At 67.6% G+C, this 19,157-nt stretch carries 17 protein-coding genes; 6 read left to right on the top strand and 11 right to left on the bottom strand.

Annotated elements, in window-relative coordinates; translation table 11 throughout:
- Nucleotides 1–10 precede the first annotated feature (10 nt).
- Genes ACO2Q1_RS07445 through ACO2Q1_RS07425 form a run of 5 tightly spaced genes read right to left on the bottom strand, consistent with a single transcriptional unit; the run spans nt 11 to nt 5,864 of the window.
- Entirely contained in the window at nt 11–1,123 is a 1,113-nt protein-coding gene (locus tag ACO2Q1_RS07445; protein WP_423328860.1) for an acyl-CoA dehydrogenase family protein, read from the bottom strand.
- Complete coding sequence (locus ACO2Q1_RS07440; protein ID WP_423328859.1) at nt 1,123–2,133, bottom strand: NADPH:quinone oxidoreductase family protein; 1,011 nt, start codon at nt 2,131–2,133, stop codon at nt 1,123–1,125. Before ACO2Q1_RS07440 ends, ACO2Q1_RS07445 begins: the two co-directional genes overlap by 1 nt.
- Nucleotides 2,130–3,290, bottom strand: coding sequence for an acyl-CoA dehydrogenase family protein (locus ACO2Q1_RS07435; protein ID WP_423328858.1), 1,161 nt, complete (start codon nt 3,288–3,290; stop codon nt 2,130–2,132). The genes ACO2Q1_RS07440 and ACO2Q1_RS07435 overlap by 4 nt, the downstream gene beginning before the upstream one ends.
- A 2-nt stretch (nt 3,291–3,292) precedes the next feature.
- A complete protein-coding gene (locus ACO2Q1_RS07430; RefSeq protein ID WP_423328857.1) occupies nt 3,293–4,519 on the bottom strand; it encodes an acetyl-CoA C-acetyltransferase in 1,227 nt (408 codons plus the stop codon).
- A 16-nt stretch (nt 4,520–4,535) separates the two neighbouring features.
- Nucleotides 4,536–5,864 carry a serine hydrolase gene (locus ACO2Q1_RS07425; RefSeq protein WP_423328856.1) on the bottom strand — a complete coding sequence of 443 codons (1,329 nt, stop codon included), beginning with the start codon at nt 5,862–5,864 and terminating at the stop codon, nt 4,536–4,538.
- Between the two features lie 200 nt (nt 5,865–6,064).
- On the opposite strand from ACO2Q1_RS07425, the gene ACO2Q1_RS07420 reads away from it, so the two are divergent.
- Nucleotides 6,065–7,414, top strand: a complete 1,350-nt coding sequence (locus ACO2Q1_RS07420) for a spinster family MFS transporter (RefSeq protein ID WP_423328855.1) — start codon at nt 6,065–6,067, stop codon at nt 7,412–7,414.
- Nucleotides 7,415–7,517: 103 nt separating this feature from the next.
- On the opposite strand, the gene ACO2Q1_RS07415 is transcribed toward ACO2Q1_RS07420, so the two are convergent.
- Nucleotides 7,518–9,737: a TonB-dependent receptor gene (locus tag ACO2Q1_RS07415; protein WP_423328854.1), complete on the bottom strand. Its 2,220-nt coding sequence runs from the start codon at nt 9,735–9,737 to the stop codon at nt 7,518–7,520.
- 363 nt (nt 9,738–10,100) lie between these two features.
- On the opposite strand from ACO2Q1_RS07415, the gene ACO2Q1_RS07410 reads away from it, so the two are divergent.
- On the top strand, nt 10,101–11,726 hold the full coding sequence (locus tag ACO2Q1_RS07410) for an AMP-binding protein (protein ID WP_423328853.1): 1,626 nt from the start codon (nt 10,101–10,103) through the stop codon (nt 11,724–11,726).
- 22 nt (nt 11,727–11,748) lie between these two features.
- Here ACO2Q1_RS07410 and ACO2Q1_RS07405 read toward each other — a convergent pair whose 3' ends face one another.
- Nucleotides 11,749–12,663: an NAD(P)H-dependent flavin oxidoreductase gene (locus tag ACO2Q1_RS07405; protein ID WP_423328852.1), complete on the bottom strand. Its 915-nt coding sequence runs from the start codon at nt 12,661–12,663 to the stop codon at nt 11,749–11,751.
- A 135-nt stretch (nt 12,664–12,798) separates the two neighbouring features.
- Here ACO2Q1_RS07405 and ACO2Q1_RS07400 point away from each other — a divergent pair, with 135 nt between their 5' ends.
- A complete protein-coding gene (locus ACO2Q1_RS07400) occupies nt 12,799–13,197 on the top strand; it encodes a nuclear transport factor 2 family protein (protein WP_423328851.1) in 399 nt (132 codons plus the stop codon).
- A complete protein-coding gene (locus ACO2Q1_RS07395) occupies nt 13,194–13,571 on the top strand; it encodes a nuclear transport factor 2 family protein (RefSeq protein ID WP_423328850.1) in 378 nt (125 codons plus the stop codon). Before ACO2Q1_RS07400 ends, ACO2Q1_RS07395 begins: the two co-directional genes overlap by 4 nt.
- 57 nt (nt 13,572–13,628) lie before the next feature.
- On the opposite strand, the gene ACO2Q1_RS07390 is transcribed toward ACO2Q1_RS07395, so the two are convergent.
- From ACO2Q1_RS07390 to ACO2Q1_RS07375, 4 genes are all read right to left on the bottom strand, one after another.
- Nucleotides 13,629–15,119 carry an AMP-binding protein gene (locus tag ACO2Q1_RS07390; RefSeq protein ID WP_423328849.1) on the bottom strand — a complete coding sequence of 497 codons (1,491 nt, stop codon included), beginning with the start codon at nt 15,117–15,119 and terminating at the stop codon, nt 13,629–13,631.
- Nucleotides 15,120–15,131: 12 nt separating this feature from the next.
- On the bottom strand, nt 15,132–15,518 hold the full coding sequence (locus ACO2Q1_RS07385) for a nuclear transport factor 2 family protein (protein WP_423328848.1): 387 nt from the start codon (nt 15,516–15,518) through the stop codon (nt 15,132–15,134).
- Between the two features lie 69 nt (nt 15,519–15,587).
- Nucleotides 15,588–16,226: a ChrR family anti-sigma-E factor gene (locus ACO2Q1_RS07380; protein WP_423328847.1), complete on the bottom strand. Its 639-nt coding sequence runs from the start codon at nt 16,224–16,226 to the stop codon at nt 15,588–15,590.
- Nucleotides 16,223–16,789: a sigma-70 family RNA polymerase sigma factor gene (locus tag ACO2Q1_RS07375; protein ID WP_423328846.1), complete on the bottom strand. Its 567-nt coding sequence runs from the start codon at nt 16,787–16,789 to the stop codon at nt 16,223–16,225. The genes ACO2Q1_RS07380 and ACO2Q1_RS07375 overlap by 4 nt, the downstream gene beginning before the upstream one ends.
- A gap of 142 nt (nt 16,790–16,931) precedes the next feature.
- Here ACO2Q1_RS07375 and ACO2Q1_RS07370 point away from each other — a divergent pair, with 142 nt between their 5' ends.
- Both ACO2Q1_RS07370 and ACO2Q1_RS07365 read left to right on the top strand, forming a co-directional pair.
- On the top strand, nt 16,932–18,266 hold the full coding sequence (locus ACO2Q1_RS07370; protein WP_423328845.1) for an NAD(P)/FAD-dependent oxidoreductase: 1,335 nt from the start codon (nt 16,932–16,934) through the stop codon (nt 18,264–18,266).
- Nucleotides 18,263–19,087: a DUF1365 domain-containing protein gene (locus ACO2Q1_RS07365; protein ID WP_423328844.1), complete on the top strand. Its 825-nt coding sequence runs from the start codon at nt 18,263–18,265 to the stop codon at nt 19,085–19,087. The genes ACO2Q1_RS07370 and ACO2Q1_RS07365 overlap by 4 nt, the downstream gene beginning before the upstream one ends.
- Nucleotides 19,088–19,157: the final 70 nt, after the last annotated feature.

The raw sequence follows: 19,157 nt of genomic DNA, 5'->3' as shown, positions 1-19,157 counted from the left end.
CGACGAAACCTCAGACGCCGATCATCCGGCCATAGCGTTCGCGATGGAAGGCGGCGCCGCCCCAGGTCGCCTCCAGGACCCGCGCCCGTTTGATGTAGAAGCCGGCGTCGTGATCGTCTGTCATACCGATGCCGCCGTGCATCTGGATCATCTCGCGGGTGGCGAGATTGGCGGTTTCGGAGGCCGTCGCCTTGGCCAGGGCGACCAGGCGTGGGATGTCCCCAGACCCGTCGTCGATGGCCAGCAGGGCGGCGAGGACTGCGGATCGGGTCAGCTCCAGCCGGGTATGCAGGTGGGCCGCCCGATGCTGCAGGGCCTGGAAGGCGCCGATCTTCTGGCCGAACTGCTCGCGGACCTTCAGGTATTCCACCGTCATCTCGAAGGCGCCGACGGCGAGGCCGAGCAGTTCCGCCGCCGTCAGCGCCCGGGCGCGGTCCAGCAGGGTGTCGATCAGGGCGGCGTCTCCGGTCCCTTGGGCCAGGCAGGCGTGCTCCGGCGCCAGGACGCCGTCCAGCGTCAGGTCCGCGTGTCCGCGCTGGTCGGTCAGGCGACGCGGCGTGCGCAAGAGCCCTTCAGCCCCCGCGTCCAGGGCGAACAGGGCGATCCCGTCGTCGGTACGGGCGGCCACGATCAGCAGGTCGGCGCCCAGGCCTTCGGTGACGAACCGCTTGACGCCGTCCAGCCGCCAGCCGTCGCCCGTCTTCACAGCGACGGCGCCGATCGCGTCGGGCGCATGGCGGGGACCCTCATCGACGGCGAGGGCGCCCACGGCCTGACCGGAGAGAAGGCGCGGAAGCCAGACGTCGCGCACGGCCTCTGTTCCGCCCCGCACGAGGGCGTCCGCCACGATCGCGGTCGAGAGGAGGGGGCTGGCCCCGACCGTGCGACCCATCTGCTCCAGGATCAGCGCGAGCGTCAGATAGCCCAGGCCCGAGCCGCCGTGCGCCTCCGGGACCGCGACGCCGCACCAGCCCAGGTCGCCGAGCTCGGCATAGATCGCCGGGTCGTACCCGCGCGGCTCGCCGCGATCCCGCAGGGCGCGGAAGGCGGAGACCGGCATCCGGTCGCGTGTCCACTCGCGCGCGGTGTCCAGCACGATCTTCTGCATGTCGTCCAGAACCATCAGCGGGGGTCCTCGTCCATGGTTATGACGACCTTGCCCTTGGCCTTGCGGGTCGCCAGATGGGTCAGGGCCTCGGTGGCGCAATCCAGCGGATAGCGGGCCGTGATGTGGGGCCGGATCGCGCCGGCCGCGTACAGGTCGAAAAGCTCGGCGACGTCGCGCCGGTACGCCTCGGGATCGCGGGCCACGGCCGCGCCGAAGAAGACGCCGATCACGTCGCAACCCTTCACCAGGGTCAGATTGGCCGGGATGCGGGCGATGCCGGCGGGGAAGCCGACGATCAGGAAGCGCCCCTCCCAGGCCATGCAGCGCAGGGCCGCCTCGGTGTAGTCGCCGCCAACCCCGTCGTAGCAGACGTCGGCCCCGCCCTTGCCGACCGCCTCCTTGAACACCGCCGCCAGGGTCTTGGCGCCGTCCCGGTCGAAGGGGCCGGTCGGATAGACCACCCCGCCGGCCGCGCCGCGGGACAGGGCCAGATCGACCTTGTCCTGACTGGAGGCCGCGGCGATCACCCGTGCCCCCAGGGCGACGCCGAGCTCGACCGCCGCCAGACCGACGCCCCCGGCCGCGCCCAGCACCAGCAGGGTCTCGCCCTTCGTCAGACGACCGCGCCGCTTCAGTCCATAGTAGGAGGTGCCGTAGGTGGCGAGGAAGGCCGCCGCCTCGTCGAACGGCATGGCGTCCGGGATCGGAATGACGGCGGCGGCGTCCAGCAGGATTTCCTCGACCATGCCGCCCCAGCCGGGCACGGCGAGGACGCGCTGGCCGATGTCCAATCCCTCGACGCCTTGGCCGACAGCCGTGATCACACCGGCGATCTCGCCGCCCGGCGAAAAGGGGCGTTCGGGTTTGATCTGGTAGAGGTCCTGAATGATCAGGGTGTCAGGGAAGTTGACGCCGCAGGCGCGCACCGCGACCCGCACCTGGCCCGGTCCCGGCGTCGGCGTCGGGCGATCCTCGAGCACCAGAGTCTCCGGCCCGCCGGCCGCGTGGCTGAGCAAGGCCTTCACGAGGGCAGTCCAAGGATCTGTTTGGCGATGATGTTGTTCTGGACCTCGTCGCTGCCGCCGAAGATCGACCAGGCCTTGCCGTGCAGCCACTCTCGAACCAGCGTCAGCTCCTGTTCTGAGAAGCCGTCGCCCTCCCAGCCCAATCCCTGAAGGCCCTTGGCCTCGACGATCAGTTCGGCCCGGTCCTGAAAGGCGCGGACGCCGGCGTTCTTGAGGATGGAGCTGGCGGATCCGCCGACGTGACCGGCGCGCGCTTCCGCCGCGACGCGGGCGAGGGTCAGTTCGACCAGCTTCTGTTCCATCTCGTTTTGGATGATCCGGGCGCGAAGGTCCGGGTCCGCCAGGCGTCCGTCGTCGTCGAGGCCCACCGCCTCGCGCGCGATCTCGACCAGGGAGACGCCGCCGGCCATGATGTCGCCGCTGTCGGAGATGGCGGACCGTTCGTGTTGAAGCAGCCGCTTGGCGATGCCCCAGCCGCCGTTGAGGTCTCCGACCAGATCGTCCTTCTCGGCCCTGACGTCGGAGAGAAAGGTCTCGCAGAAGGGCGAGTCGCCGGAGATCAACCGGATGGGCCTGACCTCGACGCCTGACTGGCGCATGTCGAACAGGACGAAGGAGATGCCGCCCTGCTTTTTCGAAGTGTCGGTGCGGACCAGGCAGAAGCACCAGTCCGCGAGATCGGCGTAGCTGGTCCAGATCTTCTGGCCGTTCAGGAGAAAATGATCGCCTCTGTCCTCGGCCCGGCATTGCAACGAAGCCAGGTCGGAGCCGGCGCCTGGTTCCGAAAAGCCCTGACACCAGCGGATCTCGCCGCGCGCGATGGGCGGAAGGTGACGCAGTTTCTGCAGTTCCGTGCCGTATTCCAGCAGGGTCGGCCCCAGCATGATGACGCCCATGCCGCCGATGGGATTGTAGGCGTGGGCGGCGGTCAATTCCTGGGCGATGATTCGCGCCTCCGCCCGCCCGAGCCCGGCGCCGCCGTAGGCGGTCGGCCAGGTCGGGACGCCCCAGCCGGTGGCGCCGAAGGCGGCCCGCCAGGCCAGGCGATCATCGTCCAGAATCTCGTCGTCCGTGGGGACGCCGCGTCCGGCGAGAGCCGTGGGAAAGTGGTCGGCGATCCAGTCGCGGACCTGCGTGCGGAAGGCGTCGGCCGCCATGATCAGATCCTCTCGATGATGACGGCCGGGGCCATGCCGCCGGCGGCGCACATGGTGACGAGACCGCGCTTCAGATCGCGGCGCTCCAGCTCATCGACCATCATGCCGATCAGCATGGCGCCGGTGGCGCCGATTGGATGGCCCAGGGCGATGGCCCCGCCGTTCACATTGACCCGATCGTGGTCCAGCCGCAGGTCGCGGATGAACTTCTCGGCCACGACGGCGAAGGCCTCGTTGACTTCGAACAGGTCGATGTCGTCGGTCGTGAGGCCCGCCTTCGCCAGCACCTTGCGGGCCGCCGGGACGGGCGCGTTCAGCATCAGGGTGGGGCAGTCGCCGGCGTTGGCGGTGGCGACGATGCGCGCGCGGGGTTTCAGGCCGCGCCGGGCGGCGTAGGCGGGCGAGGCCAGCAACAGGGCGGCGGCGCCGTCCACCACGCCCGAGGAACTGCCGGCGTGATGGACGTGCTCGATTTTCAGCCCGGGGTATTTCCGCCGGACCAACTGGCCGAAGGTGGGGCCGCCGGGTTCGCATGGCAGGTCGGCCAGGACCTCGAACGCGGGCTTCAGCCCGGAAAGCCCCTCCAGGGTCGTCTGCGGGCGCGGATACTCTTCGCGATCCAGGGCGAGGGATCCGTCCTCGCGATACACGGGGACGAGGGCGCGGTCGAAATGGCCGTTGCGAATGGCGTGATCGGCGCGTTGCTGGCTGGCCAGCGAGAAGGCGTCGAGGGCGGCGCGGTCGATGCCTTCCCGGGTGGCGATGGCGTCGGCGCAGACGCCGGGCAGGGCCTGGGGATGGCGTTCGCGCAGGCGCAGATTGCCGGCGTCGGGCATCGGCGGCGGCACGGCGGTCGAATAGGACATCATCTCGGTCCCCCCCGCGATGACCAGGTCCTCCATACCGGACATGACCTGGGCCGCCGCGAGGTTCAGGGATGTGATTCCCGAGCCGCAGAACCGGTCCAGCGTCACGGCGCTGGCCCCCGGATCGAAGCCGGCGTCCAGCACCGCCATGCGGGCGAGATCGCCGCCCTGGGGGCCGGTCTGGGTGCTGACGCCCCAGATGACGTCATCAACCTCGGAGGTGTCGAGGGTGTTGCGTTCGGCGATGGCGGCCAGGACGGTCGCGGCGACATGGTGCGGGTGGATCCCCGCCAGAGCACCCTTGCCGACCCGGCCGATCCCGCGCGGCGTGCGGCAGGCGTCGATGATGTAGGCTTCGGTCATCAGAGGTCTCGCGGCGTCAGGGTTGGGCGGCGGTCGCCATCAGATGCTCGGCCACGGCCTGATAGGCGGGCAGGGACATCGGATCGAGCAGGGCGTTGCTGGCCAGGGGGCTGGAGGCGAAGCGGACGATCGACATCTCGGCCTTCGGGTCGACGTAACAGGCCTGGCCAAAGACGCCGCGCGCCATGAAGGCGCCGTGCGCGTTGTGCGACACCCACCACTGATTGCGGTAGCTCCAGCCGGGCAGGGTCTGATAGCCGCCGGACTTGAAGGCCTCCGGGTCGCCGCCGCGCGCGATCTCGCCCACGACGGCGGCAGGGACGATCTGGCGTCCGTTAAAGCGCCCGCCGTCGCGCATCATTTCGCAGAAGCGGGCGAGATCGCGCAGGCGAAGATTCAGGCCGCCGGCGGCGTAGCCCGCGCCGCTGGAATCGACCTGGATATAGCCGTCGCCTTCCATGCCCAGCGGCCGCCAGAAGCGTTCGCTCAGCACCTCGGCCAGGGGCTTGCCGCTGACGCGGGAGACCAGCCAGCCGGCCACCTCGGTGTTCACCGACTTGTAGGTAAAGCCCTGGCCGTGCTGACCGGCCTTCTTCACGGTCTTGAGATAGTCGAAGAAGGTTCGGGGGCCGTCGTATCCCGGCGGCGTCGGCATCATCCCGCCGGCCCGAACGAAGGCGAAGGCGTCGGAATCAGGGTCGGTATAGACTTCGGTGTAGGCGAGGCCGGTGGTCATATCGAGCACCTGGCCGACGGTGGCGTCGGCGAAGGCGCTGTCGCCGAGCTCCGGGATGTAGCGGACGACGGGCGCATCGCGGTCGAGACGCCCCTCCGCGATCAGCATCGCCGCCGCCGTGCCGACGAAGGACTTGGTGACCGAATGCGCGATGTGGCTTCCCGTCGGGGTCAGGGCGCCGAAATACCGCTCATAGACGATCCGACCCCGATGCAGGATCAGGATCCCGTCGGTGTAGTTCAGGTCGAGGGACTGGGCCCAGGTGACGGGAGCCGAGGCGCCGATCGGGGTGAAGGCGACCGCGTCGATGTCGTTCCGCAGGGCGAGGGGAAGTGGGCTGGGAGCGCTCTCGGCCCGCGCTATAGGGGCGGTCGGGAACAGCTCGCGCCAGTGGGAGAAGCTCCAGCGGGTCTGGGGGAAGCGCATGAAGCTGAGATCGTGGAAGCGGATCTGACGCTCGGGCGGAGGCGGCGAGCCGACCATCCAGCCCATGACGGCGGGATCGGTCGCGGCCGCGTCTCCGGGGGTGTCCGTCTGGGCCCATGCCGCGCCGGGCGCGACCATCAGGGCCACCAGGACGGCGGTGATCGTCAGCCGACGCCGCGCCATGTCGCTCTCCCTATTAGTCTTGTTTTGCAAGCAATAGCGGGGGAGTTTGCTTTCGTAAACAGACTATGCCCTTGCGGTCGGGCGGATCGCTTGAGGGGTGCGCCCGCGGCGCGGCTGAACGCCCTAATCAAACGACTTGCATTACTGGACGAAAGCGAGACACATTCGGTCCATTATAAAAAGCCTGCTGGAAACGCCCCATGGATCAGACCGTTCGCCACGCCGAGCCCGTCGCTGTCCCCGAGGCGCCCGACTGGCCGTCTTCCCGGCGCGCCTGGGCGACCGTGCTGATCCTGATGGCCGCCTATGCCGTGGCTTTCGTGGATCGCCAGATTCTGACGCTGCTGGTCGAGCCGGTCCGGCGCGACCTGAACATCACCGACACCCAGTTCAGCCTGCTGAGCGGCCTGGCTTTCACCCTGTTCTATACGGTGATGGGGATACCCTTCGCCTGGGTCGCGGACCGTAGCTCGCGGCGACGCCTGATCGTGATCAGCATCGCCTTCTGGAGCGCCATGACGGCGGCCTGCGGCATGGCCAACAGTTTCCTGACCCTGTTCCTGGCGCGGATCGGCGTGGGAGTGGGGGAGGCCGGGCTGTCCCCCGCCGCCTATTCGATGATCGCCGACAGCTTTCCGCCCGCCCGACGCGCGCGGCCGCTGGGCGTCTATGCCATCGGATCCATCATGGGGGTCGGTCTGGCGCTGATCATCGGCGGGGCGGTGATCCAGTGGGCCATCTCCGCGCCGCCGGTGGCTCTGCCGCTGATCGGCGAGTTGAAGAGCTGGCAGCTGGCCTTCCTCATGGTCAGCCTGCCCGGACCGATCCTGTTGCTGGCGATGTGGCCGGTGAAGGAGCCCAAGCGCCAGGAGCGCCCGGTCGCGGCCGGCGAGGCGGCGCCGTCGCTGGTGGCCTTTCTGCGCCGCCGGTGGCTGCCCTTCACCCTGCTGTCGCTCGGCTATTCCCTGATCGGCGTGTCGGTCGCGGCCTATTTGACCTGGACGCCGGCCTTCATGGTGCGGGCGCACGGCTGGCAGATGAGCCATGTCGGCGCGGTCTACGGCATGATCCTGCTGGTGTTCAGCACCGGGGGGATTCTGCTGGGCGGCTGGTGGTCGGATCATATGGCGACGCGGGGTGCAAAGGACGCCGTGCTGCGCGTGGCTATGGCTGGATCTGTTCTGGCGCTGCCGTTCGCGGTCGGTGCGCCGTTTGCTCCGGACGGAACCTGGGCCATGGTCGGGATCGCGGCCATGTGCTTCACCTTCGGCCTGACCCAGGGTCTGCCGGCGCCCAGTCTTCAGGCCATCGCGCCGAACCGGCTGAGGGCGCGGGTGATGGCGCTGTACCTGCTGATCGGCAATCTGATCGCCTTCACCGTCGGGCCGACGGGCGTGGCCCTCATCAGCGACTATTGGCTGAAGGATCCGGTGCGGATCGGCGAGGCGGTCGGCATCGTCTCGGCGATTGTCGTGCCCCTCGGCCTGCTGTCGCTTTTCGCGGCCCGCAAGAGCTTCATCGAGGCGTCGGAGTACGAAGCCCGAGCCTGATTTTCACCAGGCCCGGAGCCAAGCTTCCGGGCCTGGCCACGGCGCAAAGAGAAGCCCGCGAGGACGGCGCCTCGCGGGCTGATTTTCGTTCTATGCCCAGGGGTTAGAACGAATAGCGGAGGTCCACCCCGAAGGTGCGCGGCGGGCCGTAGTAGTTCATCAGGTCGCCGAAGAAGGTCTGGGCGGCGACGGCGTAGAGTTCGTCCGACAGGTTCTTGCCCCAGACCGTGACGTTCCAGTCGGCGCCTGGCGGCTGGATGCGGAGCGAGGCGTCGACCAGGCCGAAGGCGTCCTGCTTGATCGTGTTCTCAGGTCCCCAGAAGGCCTCGCCGGTGCGGGTGTAGTTGGCCTTCAGGCTGAAAGCCCGATCCCAGGCGCCCTCGCCGAACTCATAGGTGAAGCCGACATCGAACTTGTTCTCGGGCGACCGCTGGATGCGGTTGCCGGAGAAGTCCACGCCGGCCGAGCTGACGAAGTCCTCGTATTTGGCGTCGAGCACGGAGCCGGAGGCGGTCAGGAACAGGGCGTCGGTGACGGCGAACTGGAACTCGCCTTCGATGCCGCGGATCTTGGCGGTGCCGGCGTTGCTGGTGACGGTGCAGAGGCATTCCAGGATCAGCTGCTGGGACTGCAGATCCTTGTAGTCCATCTGGAAGGCCGCGACGTTGAGGCGGACGCGGTTGTCGAACAGATCGGTCTTGGCGCCGATCTCGTAGTTGATGACCTCCTCCGGATCATAGCCGATACGGCCGCCGGCTTCGGTGGCGGGGATGTGGTCCCAGCCGCCGCCCTTGAAGCCCTTGCCGACGCTGGCGTACAGCATGACGTCGTCGTTGGGGCGGTACTCCACGATGCCCTGCGGCGTGAAGGCGTCCCATTCGCGCTCGTAGTTGAACGCCCAGCTCTGGCCGGCGGCCAGGACCAGGGCCGCGACGCAGAGACCGTCGCCGCCGTCTTCGAGACAGGTCGCGGTCCGGTAGCCGCCCTTCTTGTCCTTGGTGTAGCGGGCGCCGACCGTGGCCTTGAGCTGATCGGTGATCTTGAAACCGACCTGACCGAACACCGCCATGGTGTCGAGCTCGGCGTCGTTGGTGTACATGAAGTGGCCGCTGAGGGCGGGAATGGCTGTATAGGTCGTCGCGCGGTTGGCGTCGAAGCGCTGGACATTGTCGTGCTGATAGAAGCCGCCGATGATCCAGTCGAACCGGCTGTCGGGGTTCTGCGAGACCAGCCGGATTTCCTGGCTCAGGGTCTCGGGCTTGTCTTCCGCATAGTAGAAGGTGTCGGCCAGTCCGGGCGGCGAGGCCGTGCCCAGCTGGTTGTAGCCCATCTCGCCTTCGGACGTCCGATAGCCGGTGATGTAGCTGAGGCGGGCCCAGTCGAAGTCGTAGTCGAGCCGCAGCATGGCGCCGCCGCCGGTGCGGTTGGCGTATTCGCGTTGGGGGCTGGTGGTCTGGCGAGGGCCGAGGCCCTGGGCGGCGCGCCAGGCCGCGATGGCGCCGGTGCCGGCGGCGAAGGGGTCGTCGGTCATGGTGCGGGCGGAACCGGCCGACTCCGATGAGCCGTAGTCCACGGTGAGCAAGGCCCGCAGCCGGCCGTCGTCCGGCTGGTACAGCAGTTCGGCGCGCGCCTGATGCGATTTCAGGTCCTCGACATCGGTATCGGTCACGACATTCTCGCCATATCCGTCGCGGTTGCGGACCTGGAAGGCGAAGCGCCCGGCGAAGTTGTCGCTGAGGGGGCCGGTGACGTAGCCGTTGGCGTTGAAGCCGTTGTAGTTGGCCAGTCCGACCGTCATCTGGCCGGAGGGTTCGAAGCGGGGCTTGGCGGTGATGACGCTGATGGCGCCGCCGACCACGTTCTTGCCGAGCAGCACGCCCTGCGGACCCCGGATGACCTCGATCCGCTCCAGGTCGAAGAAATCGGTGAAGGCCGAGCCCATGCGGGAGATGTAGACTTCGTCCACGAACATGCCGACCGAGGGTTCGGCGCTGGCGTCGATGATGCGGACGCTGGTGATGCCGCGGATGTTCAGCTCCTTACCCAGCGATGACCCTTCGGTCATGCTGAAGGAGGGGACGCTGTTGGCCAGGGTGTTGAGGTCGACGATCCGCTGGCGTTCCAGCTGTTCGCTGGTGACGGCGGTGATGGCGCTGGGAACTTCCTGCAGACTGCGAGCGCGGCGATCGGCCGTGACAATGATGTCCTCGACGGTTGCGACTGGCTCAGAGTTCTGGGGCGCCGTCTGGGCGGATGCATACTGGGGGGCCGCGATCACCGTCAGGGCGGTGGTCGCAAGGCATGCCAAGGCAAGTCTACGCATTCTCGTTTCCCTCCCGGGGATTGACCCCGTTGTTGTCGTCCGGCGCCGGCGATGCGACGCCCGATCATTGGTTGCGTGGCGCGACGTCTGGGTCGCCGCCTCCGGCGTTCGGTCTCCCTCTGAGCGGTAGAAGAGAGACTTTCGCAAACGAACCATCTAACCAGAAATCTGTTTTTGCAAGTTAAGATGTGGTCGCAGCCCCTATCCCTTGCATAACGAGACTAATGTGGACATCGTGCAACAGTCGGGTCACAGGGTCGGCGAGGGCCGACCGACGACTTCAGGGTTGTGAGGATTAGGTATGGCGGCGATGGGAAAGGAGACTGCGGTGTCGGCAGGACGGCCGGATCGGGTACGGGCGTGATGGCCGCGTTTCATCCGCCGTGGTTCGAACCCAAGGCTCCCACGGCCGCCGACTGCGTCGTGCCGCGCCTCATCGACCGGTTCGCGAATGAGAAACCCGACGAGGTCTTCCTGCTGTTCGAGACGGGAGAAACCTGGACCTGGGCTGAGACCCGGCGCAAGTCGCTGGAGACTGCGGCCGCCTTGCAGGCCCGGGGCGTGAAGCCGGGCGACGTCGTAGCGGCCTGGGCGCCGAACTCGGCGGCTCTGGTCCGGGCGTGGTTCGGGGCGAACTACGCCGGAGCGGCCCTGGCGCCGATCAACACCAGCTTTCGAGGCCGTCTGCTGGAGCACGCCCTGGCGAAGACCGGGGCCCGGCTGCTGATCATCCATCCCGAACTGGCGGGGCGGCTGGAGGGTCTTTCGCTGGGTGAGGTGGAGCGGTTGATCCTGACCGCGCCGACGAATGTGGCACCGCCGGTCGCCTGCGTTGTCGAACTTCACGAGGCCCTGATCGGCGATCCGGCCCAGGCGGCGCCGGTCGATGTTCAGCCCTGGGACACGCCGGTGATCATCTTCACCTCGGGCACGACGGGGCCGTCCAAGGCGGTCGTCACTTCCTATGTGCAGGAGTGGACGACGGCGCGGGTGACCTATGGCTATATGACCGGCGAGGACCGGATGCTGGTCAATCTGCCCATGTTCCACGTCGGGGGGATTTCCGGGATCATGGCGGGCCTGGCCGTCGGCGGCTCGATCGCGCTGTTCGAGGCCTTCGACACCCGTCGGTTCTGGGATCAGGTAAGGGAGACGGGCTCGACCACCTGCAGCGGACTGATCGGCGCCCTGACGGCCTTTCTGTCGAAAGAGCCGCCGCGCGCGGACGACGGCGACAATCCCTTGCGCATCTGCACCCTGTCGCCGGTGTCGGAAGACACCATGCGGATCGCCGAGCGATTCGGGTTCGACTACACCTCCGGCTTCAACATGACCGAAGTGTCCTCGCCGCTCGTCACCGAGGTCAACGAAAAGACGCTGTCCAGCTGTGGTCGGCCGCGCACCGGGGTGGAGTGCCGGATCGTCGACGAGAACGATCGGGAACTGCCCGATGGCGAGGTCGGCGAACTGATCGTGCGGACCGACCAGCCGTGGCAACTGTTCAAGGGCTATCTGGGCGATCCGGAGGCGACGGCCCAGGCGTGGCGCAACGGCTGGTTCCACACCGGCGACTTGCTGCGCCGCGACGCGGAGGGGCGGTTCTTCTTCGTCGATCGCAAGAAGGACGCCATCCGTCGGCGTGGCGAGAACATCTCTTCGGTCGAAATTGAGATCGAGGTCGGGGCGCATCCGGCGGTGCGCGAGGTCGCCGCCTATGGGGTGGACCTGGACGGCGGAGAGCAGGAGGTGATGGTCTGTGTCGCGCCGAAGGCCGGCGCCGTCATCGACCCTCGCGAACTGGCGGAGTTCCTGATCCCGAGGATGGCGCACTTCATGGTGCCGCGGTTCATCCGGGTCGAGCCCGAACTGCCGAAGACGCCGACCAACAAGATCCAGAAGGTCGAACTGCGCAACGAGGGCGTCACGGCCCAGACGTGGGATCGAGAGGCTGCCGGTCTGCGGTTGAGGCGGGAGCGCCTGTCGACCTGAGACCTGTCGACCAGAAAGTTCTCTATCCAGCGGCGCGGTATTCGGCTTCCAGCGTATCGACGATGGCCGCCACGCCCTCGACCGCTTTCACCGCATCGACGCCCTGGCCCGCGGACCAGACGTCGCGCCAGCGTTTGGCGCCGGTGGTCTCGGGGCGGCCCAGCGCGATCTCGCCGCGCTGACCCATGGCCTTGGGATCATATCCGGCGGCGACCAGGCTCGGCGCCAGCCAGTTGGCCGGCATGCCGGTCAGAACATCGGACAGGACGATGTCGTCGATCGTCGCCTCCACCATCATCTGCTTGTAGCCCGGCTCGGCGATGCTCTCCTCAGCCGCGATCAGGCGCGTGCCCAGATAGGCGAAGTCGGCGCCCAGGATTTCGGCGGCCCGGATCGCCTGGCCGGACCCAATGGCGCCTCCGAGCACGATCGGACCGTCGAAGAAGGCCCTGACCGCCGGGACGAAGGCAAAGGCCGACAACGGACCGGTGTGGCCGCCGGCCCCGGCTGCCACGAGAACCAGGCCGTCCACGCCCGCGGCGACCGCCTTGCGCGCATAGGCGACGGAACTGACATCGGCCAGGACGAGCCCGCCGTAGCCCTGCACCGCCGAGACGATCGCGGCCGGACTGCCCAGCGCGGTGATCACGATCGGCGGCCGGTGCCTGAGCACCAGCTCCATCTCCTCGGCGGTCCGCGCATAGGAGCGATGGACCATGACGTTGACCGCCCACAGGGCGTCGGTCCCGGCCAGTTCGCGGCTGATCCGGCCCATCCAGTCGTCCAGCACCTCCAGGGTGCGGGCGTTGTTGGCGGGGAAGGACCCGACGATGCCTGCGCGACAGGCCGCGAGAACCAGATCCGGTCCGGAGACCAGGAACATCGGCGCGGCGATCGCAGGTAGGCGCAGTCGCCCCTTGGCGGCTCTGAGATCCATGGAAACGCCCCCAACGGTCACTGGCAATTTGAAACTTACTTTTTCCGAGAGACTTGCGTCAATGGTCCAAAGTCGCTTGCATACCGAAACTTGAGTGATAGCGTTGGATCAATAACGACAAGCAGGGAGACGACCATGAGCGGCAATCAGGAGACGCTGCGCGCCTTGATGGCGGCGTCAAAGGCCAAGGATCACGAGACCTTCGTCGATCTGTGGCACGACGAGATGGAATACTACTGGTCGATGCACGCCAAGCCGATCACCAGCAAGGAGAAGCTGCGGAAGTTCATCCGCAACTATGAGGCGGCGTTCGACCAGCAGGAGTGGAACGTCACCCATATGGTTGAACAGGGCGACCTGATCCTCTGCGAGGGTGTTGAGATGATCTACAATCGCGGGGAGGATCGGCTGATCCGCAACCCCTTCATGCAGGCGATCGAATTCCGCGACGGCAAGGTCGCCCGCATGCGTGACTACTACGACGGCTCGGTCATCGCGCCGCCGGCGCGCAAGCCGGAAGGCGCCGCAGCATGAGCGAGCCGAAAATCCAGGTGATCGAGCGGCTGCAGGCCGCCATCAAGACCCAGGACATGGACGCCGTCCTGGCCTTCTTCGACCCGGCTATCGAGTACCACTACCATGTCGGCACCCGGCCGCTGAAAGGGCTGGACTGGGTCGAGAAATTCTTCCGCAAATACTGGGCGAACAACTCGTCGGGCACCTGGGTGATCCAGCACTGGGCCGAGCGTGACGGCCATCTGCTGACCGAAGGGCGCGAGGAGTATGTCAACGCCGACTGCGTCCTGGTCCAGCACCCCTATATGGGGATTATCGATTTCGGCGCTGACGGCCGGATCACCGGGTGGCGCGACTATTTCCAGATGCAGGATCCGAACGCCGGGAAATAGGCGGATCCTCGGTCAGGATCAGGCCCGCGAAGCGTCGGCTTCGCGGGCCGTTTCGGTTCAGCCTTGTGCGCCTATCCGGGCGTCGCGCAGGGCCGTCCGGCGCGCCTTTCCGGCGTCGTCGCGCAGACGTTCGGTGGTGATCTCCCAGGTGCGAGGCAGTTTGTAGCGCACCAGCCGTTCGGCCACGAAGTTTCTCAGGGTTTCGGCGTCGGGAGCCGCATCGGCGACCACCTCGACGATGGCATGAACCTTCTGGCCCAGGTCGTCGTCGGGCAGGCCGACCACGACGCTGCACAGGACGCCGGGACAGGCGTCGATCGCGGCCTCGATCTCCGCCGGATAGATGTTGGCGCCGCCGGAGATGATCAGATCCGTGCGTCGGTCGGCCAGATACAGATAGCCGTCCTCGTCCATGCGGCCGAGGTCGCCGCAGGATTCCCACTCGCCCTGGGCGCGCGGTTCGGCGCCCAGATAATGATAGGTCGACCCCTTTCCGCCGGGGGGCAGGAAATAGATTTCTCCGATCTCGCCCGGGGCGACCGGAAGACCGTCCTCGCCGAGGAACCGGATCTGGGTGGTGGGCGCCAGTCGGCCCACCGATCCCTTGTGCTCCAGCCATTCCCGGCCGCCGATCAGGGTCGCGGCGATGGACTCGGTGCCGGAATAGCCCTCCCAGATCCGATCCGGGCCCAGCCATTCGATCCACTTCTCCTTCAGCCAGATCGGGCAGGCGGCGGCGATGTGGCAGACGATCTCCAGCGACGAAAGGTCGTACCGGGAGCGCGTCTCTTCGCCCAGGGCCCAGATCCGGTGCATCATCGTCGGCACGACATAGAGCCAGGCGCCCCTGTGGCGTTCGATCAGACGCAGGGTCTCCTCGGCGTCGAACCGCGGCGTCAGCACCAGGTGGCAGCCCGCCGCCAGCGCGAGATAGCCGAAGCCGAACGGGGCGGCGTGATAGAGAGGGCCGGGGATGATGACGGCGTCCCCATTCTGCATGCCCAGGCTCGGCGCGTCGGGATCCAGCGCGCCGGGGGCGTGGTCGACGATGACCTTCGGCCGACCGGTGCTGCCGCCGCTGGGAATGGCCTTCACATAGCGGGCCACCGCTTCTGCCAGGGGATCGGCGGAGAGGTCAGCGTCGTAGAGGTCGGCTTCCGAAACGACGGTAGCGCCGGCGTCGGCTGCGGACACGTCACCGACGATCAGGCGAGGCCTCATCAGCTCGAGGATCGCGCTCAACTCGACAGGCGGCAGCCGATGTGGCACCGGCGCGGGCGTCGCCCCGATGGCCCAGCAGGCGAAGGCGATCTCCATGAAGGCCGTGCCGTTGGGCAGGGCGATGGCGACGAAGTCGTCCTGGCCGACCCCGGCGCGAACCAGGGCCCGGGCGCGCCGGTTGATGCGGGCCGCCAACTCGCGTCGTGTCAGGGTGACGTCGCCGCAGGTCAGGGCGGGGTAGTCCGGATCGCGCCCGGCGTGGACGTTGATTAGTCCGCCGATCGATTGGGGGTTCGTCGCCGGCGGCAGGGTGAAGGCGCGCGCCATATCCAGCGCCCGTCAGTTCCGGATGTCTTTCAGAACGGCGGCCTGGGCGGGGTCGAGGTATTCGTCCAGGCGGGTGATCTTGCCGTCCTTCATCTGCACCACGCAGCAGGCCGTCATCCGGAACGGATTGCCGTTCGGCAGGGTCGCCTCGACCACATGCTGCTGCATCCAGCCGTCGTGCAGGATCTCGCGGCGGATGATGTTGTATTTCCGGACCGGCAGCTTGCGGTGCATCCAGGCGAGGGTCTTCAGGTTCTCGTCGACCGACTGCTCGTAGTCATCGAAGTTGTGCCAGATCTTCGCGTCCGGCGCGTAGAAGGTGCGGGCGGCGTCGCCGTCGCCGCGCTCCAGCACCTCGGAGAAACGGTCCGAGAAATCGTGGACGTCCTGAGCGTTCATGTCGGCCTCCCTTTATGCTTTGAGGCCGACTTTAGGTCCAGTTATGCAAGCGTCAATGGCGATCCGATGTCACAGCCTGACGAAAGGCTGCATCAGCCGCCCGAGAAGGCCGGGAAGCAGGATCTGGCCGTCCAGCGCCGCGACGCAAAGGCACGCCTCTGAAGACACCACTCTTGGCTGGTGCAGGGTGTGATCGTCAGCCTCCTCGATGTCGCCGACATCGAACCGCTCATCATCCGTCGCATAGGCGCCGGAGAGGACACAGGTCACCTCCACGCCCCCGTGCGTGTGACGGGGCGTCGATCGGCCGGGCTCGATCTTCAGCAGGATCACCCGGCAGTCGCCGTCACGCGGTCCCAGAACGTCGCGCACGCGGACGCCCGGCCCCATCCAGCGCCAGGGGCCGAGCGCGTACCGGCGCAGCGGCGCTGGAAGCTCGGGCATGTCGTTCAGCGGGGGCAGGGCCTCTGCTTCGCCGCCGTCGGCCTCGGCGCGAGCGAGCGCCTGGTCGAGCGCATCCGCCGAGAGGGGCTCCGGGGCGAGATCTTCCAGAGCGTCGCCGGCCACATGGGTGAGGGCGCGCAGCACGTCCTCGGACCGGGGGCGCAGGGCGAGATGGGTGGCGACCACGACGGCCTCAGGCGGGCTGAGCGTGCCGGCGGCATAGGCGATCAGGCGATCATCGGAGACGGCGTGCCGGGCGCTCATGGGCGACCTCCGACGTCGGGAGTTTCAAGCAGATGGCGAAGTCTTATCATGGCGTTGCGTATGCGGGACTTGACGGTGCCGAGCGGCAGGGCGAGCTGGTCGGCGATTTCGGAGTGGCTGTGTTCCAGGAAGAAGGCCAGGCGCAGGGCCTCGGCCTGATCGGGGGTGAGCTGCTTCAGCGCGGCTCTGACGCGGCGGGCGTCCTGCGCCTCGGCCAGCACTGCGTCCGGCCGCTCGTGTTCGGGCGCGCAGGGATCGACCTCGGGCGAGGGCGGCGCGCGGCGCTCGCGGCGGATCATGTCGAGCCGGCGGTTGCGCGCGATGGCGAAAATCCAGGCTGAGGCGCCAGCGCGACGGGCGTCGAATAGATCGGCCTTGCGCCAGACCGCCAGCATGGCGTCCTGGGCGAAATCCTCGGCCGCCGGGCCGGTCGCGCCGGTCTTCATCAGCCAGGCCTTCAGCCGTGGCGCATAGTGGGCGAACAGGCGGCCGAAGGCATCGCGATCCCGTCGCTGGGCCACGGCCTCGATCCAGCGATCGTGCAGGTCCGCCTCTACGGTCATCGGCGACCGCGTTCTGGACGGGGGGATGGGGGCACAGTCGACATCCATGGCGCCGATTACGCGCGGAACTAAAAACCGGATCACTTCGGCATCCGATCAGACGCGGACCGCGTATCCGATGCAAGACCCCGATGGAGCCGCCATGTCGCGCCTGACCCACATTACCGACCGACCGCTCCGCATCGCCGTTGTCGGATCGGGTGTTTCCGCCCTGTCCTGCGCGTGGCTTTTGTCTAAACGACACGAGGTGACGCTGTTCGAGCAGGACGAACGACTGGGCGGCCATTCCAACACGGTGACGGTGCGTGACGGGGCCGACGACCTCGGCGTGGACACGGGGTTCATCGTGTTCAACGACGTGACCTATCCCAACCTGACGGCCCTGTTCGACCATCTGGGCGTGCGCAGCCGCGCCACGGACATGTCCTTCGCGGTGTCGCTTGAGAACGGGCGGTTCGAATACTCGGCTCCGGCCCTGTTCGCGCAGCGGCGGAACCTGTTGCGTCCCCGGCTTTGGACTATGCTGGCGGAAGTGCTGCGCTTCTATCGCCAGGCGCCGGCGGACCTGCCGCGTCTGGCCGACAGCGATATGACCCTGGGCGACTATCTCCAGCAGAATGGCTACAGCGCGGCGTTTCGGGACGACCACCTGCTGCCGATGGCGGCGGCGGTCTGGTCCTCGCCGGCGGGAACCCTGCTGGACTATCCCGCCGCGTCCTTCATCCGCTTCTGCGACAATCACGGCCTGCTTCGTCTGACCGGCCGCCCGATCTGGCGGACGGTCGAAGGCGGAAGCCGCAGCTATGTTCAGGCCCTGGTCCGCGACATGAAGGCCGACATTCGTCTGGCCTCGCCCGTAACCTCGATCCGTCGGACCGGCTCGGGCGTCGAGTTGCGGCATGGCGACGACGGCGTCTCGACTTTCGATCATGTGGTGATCGGCGCCCATGCCGACCAGGCGCTGCGGATGCTGGATGCGCCGACATCGGATGAGCGCGAGCTGCTCGGGGCTTTCCGGTACAGCCGGAACCTCGCCGTCCTGCATACGGACGCCAGCCTGATGCCGCGTCGCCGCCGCGCCTGGTCGAGCTGGAACTATATCGGCGCCGACGGCGGGCTGTGCGTCAGTTACTGGATGAACACGCTGCAGGGCCTGCCAGGCCGCGATCTGTTCGTGACCCTGAATCCGCCTCGGCCCCCGGCGCCGGAATCGCTTCTGCGCAGCGAGTTGTACGAGCATCCGATCTTCGACCCCGTGGCGATCCGGGCCCAGCGGCGTCTGTGGTCGTTGCAGGGGCAGGGCGGCGTCTGGTTCTGCGGCGCCCATTTCGGCGCGGGCTTCCATGAGGACGGGCTGCAGTCGGGCCTGGCGGTGGCCGAGCAGCTCGGCGGCGTTCGTCGGCCCTGGACTGTGGCCGAGCCGAACGGTCGGATATTCGTGCAGCCGGAGCGGGCCCCGGTCGAGACGGCGGCGTGACCGAGGCCTCGGCCCTCTATATCGGCGAGGTGACTCACCGTCGCCTGAGACCGCGAGAGCACAGGTTGCGCTATCGGGTCTTCTGGATGCTGCTGGACCTGGACCAGATCGACGACATCGATCGGAAGCTGAAGCTCTTCTCGCGAAACCGGTTCAATCTGCTGTCCTTCCATGATCGCGACCACGGCCTCGGCGACGGGTCTGCGTTGCGAGATCGGATAGAGGATCTGGTGTCGCGCGCTGGCGTCGAGATCGCCGGCGGTGCGGTCCGCCTGATGACCATGCCGCGCGTTCTCGGCTTCGTCTTCAACCCGATCAGCCTCTACTACTGCAGCGGCCCCGACGGCGTTCTGAAGGCGATGGTCTATGAGGTGACGTCGACCTTCGGGGTGCGGCACGCCTATGTCATTCCGCTGTCGGCCGAGGACGCCCGACGCGGGCTGATCCGTCAGGGCGCGGCCAAGGCCCTGTATGTTTCGCCCTTCATGGGCATGGACATGGACTACGCCTTTCGAGGGCATGCGCCGGGCGAGTGCATGGACATGACGGTCGACGGTCTGGATGACGAGGGACTGCTGATCACGGCCCAGATGCGCGGTGGGCGGCGCGATCTGAGCGACGCCCAGGTGCTGCGCACGGCGCTGGCGTTTCCCTTCCTGACGCTGAAAGTGGTGGCGGCCATTCACTGGGAGGCGTTGAAGCTGTGGATCAAGGGCGTGCGCCTGACCCGCCAACCGCCGCCCGCCGCAGAGCCGGTCAGCATCCAGCGTGGCCCCGTCGAGGCGCGGACAGGATCGTCCCGGACCGACCGCGCCGCCTGACAGCGACCTCATGGACGGTTGACCGCAATCGGACGATCGTTTTCATCCGACACGCGACGGATCGGCGGGC

Origin of the sequence: Brevundimonas sp. VNH65 (assembly GCF_049445955.1) — a bacterium.
Lineage (GTDB): Bacteria > Pseudomonadota > Alphaproteobacteria > Caulobacterales > Caulobacteraceae > Brevundimonas.
Note: the sequence above shows the minus strand (reverse complement) of the source record. Positions and strands in the feature narration are given on the sequence as shown.

Coding starts and splice junctions, on each gene's coding strand:
- ACO2Q1_RS07400 (WP_423328851.1), top strand. CDS start 12,799: ATGAGCGGCAATCAGGAGACGCTGCGCGCCTTGATGGCGGCGTCAAAG.
- ACO2Q1_RS07430 (WP_423328857.1), bottom strand. CDS start 4,519: ATGACCGAAGCCTACATCATCGACGCCTGCCGCACGCCGCGCGGGATC.
- ACO2Q1_RS07405 (WP_423328852.1), bottom strand. CDS start 12,663: ATGGATCTCAGAGCCGCCAAGGGGCGACTGCGCCTACCTGCGATCGCC.
- ACO2Q1_RS07380 (WP_423328847.1), bottom strand. CDS start 16,226: ATGAGCGCCCGGCACGCCGTCTCCGATGATCGCCTGATCGCCTATGCC.
- ACO2Q1_RS07445 (WP_423328860.1), bottom strand. CDS start 1,123: ATGGTTCTGGACGACATGCAGAAGATCGTGCTGGACACCGCGCGCGAG.
- ACO2Q1_RS07435 (WP_423328858.1), bottom strand. CDS start 3,290: ATGGCGGCCGACGCCTTCCGCACGCAGGTCCGCGACTGGATCGCCGAC.
- ACO2Q1_RS07375 (WP_423328846.1), bottom strand. CDS start 16,789: ATGACCGTAGAGGCGGACCTGCACGATCGCTGGATCGAGGCCGTGGCC.
- ACO2Q1_RS07410 (WP_423328853.1), top strand. CDS start 10,101: ATGGCCGCGTTTCATCCGCCGTGGTTCGAACCCAAGGCTCCCACGGCC.
- ACO2Q1_RS07425 (WP_423328856.1), bottom strand. CDS start 5,864: ATGGCGCGGCGTCGGCTGACGATCACCGCCGTCCTGGTGGCCCTGATG.
- ACO2Q1_RS07370 (WP_423328845.1), top strand. CDS start 16,932: ATGTCGCGCCTGACCCACATTACCGACCGACCGCTCCGCATCGCCGTT.
- ACO2Q1_RS07395 (WP_423328850.1), top strand. CDS start 13,194: ATGAGCGAGCCGAAAATCCAGGTGATCGAGCGGCTGCAGGCCGCCATC.
- ACO2Q1_RS07415 (WP_423328854.1), bottom strand. CDS start 9,737: ATGCGTAGACTTGCCTTGGCATGCCTTGCGACCACCGCCCTGACGGTG.
- ACO2Q1_RS07420 (WP_423328855.1), top strand. CDS start 6,065: ATGGATCAGACCGTTCGCCACGCCGAGCCCGTCGCTGTCCCCGAGGCG.
- ACO2Q1_RS07385 (WP_423328848.1), bottom strand. CDS start 15,518: ATGAACGCTCAGGACGTCCACGATTTCTCGGACCGTTTCTCCGAGGTG.
- ACO2Q1_RS07390 (WP_423328849.1), bottom strand. CDS start 15,119: ATGGCGCGCGCCTTCACCCTGCCGCCGGCGACGAACCCCCAATCGATC.